This window comes from Pseudomonadota bacterium, assembly GCA_010028905.1.
Classification (GTDB): Bacteria; Vulcanimicrobiota; Xenobia; order RGZZ01; family RGZZ01; genus RGZZ01.
In genome coordinates, this window is the sequence record RGZZ01000623.1 from 1 (window position 1) to 2,475 (window position 2,475).

General features: G+C 66.4%; 2 protein-coding genes. Both read left to right on the forward strand.

Annotated elements, in window-relative coordinates; all coding sequences use genetic code 11:
• Positions 1–488 precede the first annotated feature (488 nt).
• Positions 489–1,790, forward strand: coding sequence for a VCBS repeat-containing protein (locus tag EB084_23650; GenBank protein ID NDD31257.1), 1,302 nt, complete (start codon positions 489–491; stop codon positions 1,788–1,790).
• A 15-nt stretch (positions 1,791–1,805) separates the two neighbouring features.
• On the forward strand, positions 1,806–2,475 hold a 670-nt coding region (locus EB084_23655), incomplete at its 3' end, for a hypothetical protein (GenBank protein ID NDD31258.1).

Consider the following 2,475-nt stretch of genomic DNA (forward strand, 5'->3'; position numbering starts at 1 on the left):
GGTTGAGGGGGAGGGGTCGACGCTGTCAGCGGCAGCCGCCACTGGCTCACCAGGAGAGCAGGGGGGGCGCCCGCTCGCTTGCGCCGGAGACGTCTGGGCGTCCGGCACGGTGGGGGACGAGGAGAGCGCGTTGCTCGCGGTTCGTGATCGCGGTGACGACGGCTGGCGGTCGATGGGGGAAGAGGACACGGGCTGCAACATCTTCATGGGTCTCCTCTGCGTGCGTTTCGAGCGGTGCGCATCAACCCGTCTGGCTGAAGCACCTGCCGCTGACCAGAGTATAGGGTGCGGTTGTCTTCAAGTCGCACACGAGGGCGCCGGAGGTCGCTGCGGGCGGTTGAGTGGTCGTCGGCTTCGGTGGATTGCGTTTCAGTTTTCGTGAAAAGATCGTCATTCGCGAAAATCGTTGACGAGTCGACGGGGGCTGGCTATAATGCGGTCTCAGAGCGGGTGGGACTGAATCAACTTCGAAAGCAGGTCCCCCGTCTGTGAGCGCCATCTCTCCCGCTGCAGCTTCAAGCGCTGCGCTGCGCACCGTCACATCAACCCCTTCCGCGACCTCGCCCGCTACCGCATACGAGGTCGAGCCGCTGGGCTCCATCGCGGTCGACCGACCTGCTTTTACAACCCTCGTCACGCCACACGAAGGTGAGATGCCCGCGCTGGCCATCAGCAGCTTCCGGGTCTTCGGAGGCGGCGCGGTGCGATGGGTTCCCAACGTCGGGCAGCACCTCTCGAACATCGAGCAGCTTGAACCGACCCTCGTCACCGATGCGGTGACCTGGCCCAATGCCGTGTCGGCCGCGCCCACCGACGCGCTTCCTGTCGATGCACTCGTCGTGCCCGGCGGGTTCCTCGTTCCGGGGAAGGGGAACGGCAGCGTCTCCCTGGTGCCGCTGGGCAATGATGGCGGGCCTTGCGGACCACCGCAGCCGCTCACCCGCGAATCCGATGGATGGTTCTACCATCAGGCCGAGTGGATGGACATGAACCACGATGGCCGCGCCGACATCGTGACGGCGAGAGCGAAGCGCCCAGTGCTGGGGGGAGGGGACAGCGAGCTGGTGTGGCTCGAGCAGCCGAAAGAAGCCCCATTGCAAGGGCCGTGGCGCGAGCATGTGCTGGCCAAAGGCCCGGACGTCTACTTCCAGGCGACCGATATCGACGGCGATGGGCGCAAGGAGATCATCGCGGCTCGCTTCTTCGACCAGCAGATCACGGTCTACTGGAACGACGCGGGCACGTGGCGGGCACGGCTGGTCGAGGGGCTTGGAAGTCGACCGGTCGACGCGAAGAGCGGCGCCGCGTTCGATCTGCAGGTGGTCGATCTGAACGGCGATGGCCGCTCCGATCTCCTGGCCACGAACCACCAGGGCGATGGCACCGGCGCAGTGTTCGCGTACGAGATTCCCACCGACTTCAAGAACCAGCCCTGGGTGAAGCACACGCTCGAGGAAGGCATCGAGACCCGCGCGGGCTTTCAGAGCGCCGCTCCGGGACAGGCACAGGCCTTCTGGCCTGATCCGGCGCGTCGCGAGGGCAAGCCGTGGATGCTCGTGGCAGGCGATGGCGCGCAGCAGGCCTGGCTGCTGGCGCCTCGATCGGCAGACGCGCAAGACTGGTCGTATGATCGTGTTCCCCTCACCGACACGGGTTGTACCGTTGGAGGCTGCGCCGTGGGTGATGTCGATGGTGACGGCTGTGTCGAGATGTTCGTGCCCGCGTTCGAGCGCAACGAGGTGGAGGTTTTCCGTCTCCGCCCGCACGGCGGGGCGGTGAGCTCGCGATGAGGAAGCAGCACCACGGTGTCACGTCTCCAGGTCACTGATTCGCAACGCGACGACGTCACGCCCCTTCCGGGTGTTGCGCGCGCACAGATGTCAGAACATCTCACCGAAGGAGCGCGTGCCATGCTGGCGGCCATCTCTGCGACTGCGACTTTCGCCTGTCCCCCCGAGGCGGCGGACTCGAACACCCTGGTGCTCGGCGCGCTCTCCTGCGTGCGCGACATGATCGGGGCGTGCAGGGAGCGTATCCGGTCGCGCGAGGCCACCCTTGCTGATCTGTCCTTGGGGGCCAAGGCGATTCATCATGCGTTCCTCGATCGGGTGAACGCTTTGTCCGCGATTCCGAGTAGCCATCGCGCCTGTGTCCAGGCCGTGGTGCTGGCCTTCGCAGAGGGTCTGGCCACGGGGGTGCTCGCGGCATCGGCGGAGCTCTGCACCGCGGTGGCTGAAGTCGGTTCCTCGGCGCGGAGAAAGCCGTCACGTCGCCTCACCGAAGCGGTGTGCCGAGGCATCGACGCCGCGAGGGAGGGCTGGAAGCTGCGTCGGCGTGCAGCTCTCGGCGTGGCGACGTCGGCGGCGTCCTTTCCGATGATGGCCGCTGTGCTTCCCTCTCGCGCGTGGAGAGACGCGCTTGCCTCGGCATTTGCTGTCGGGTATGCGCTGGCGGGAGCAGAAGCGGTACTGGTGC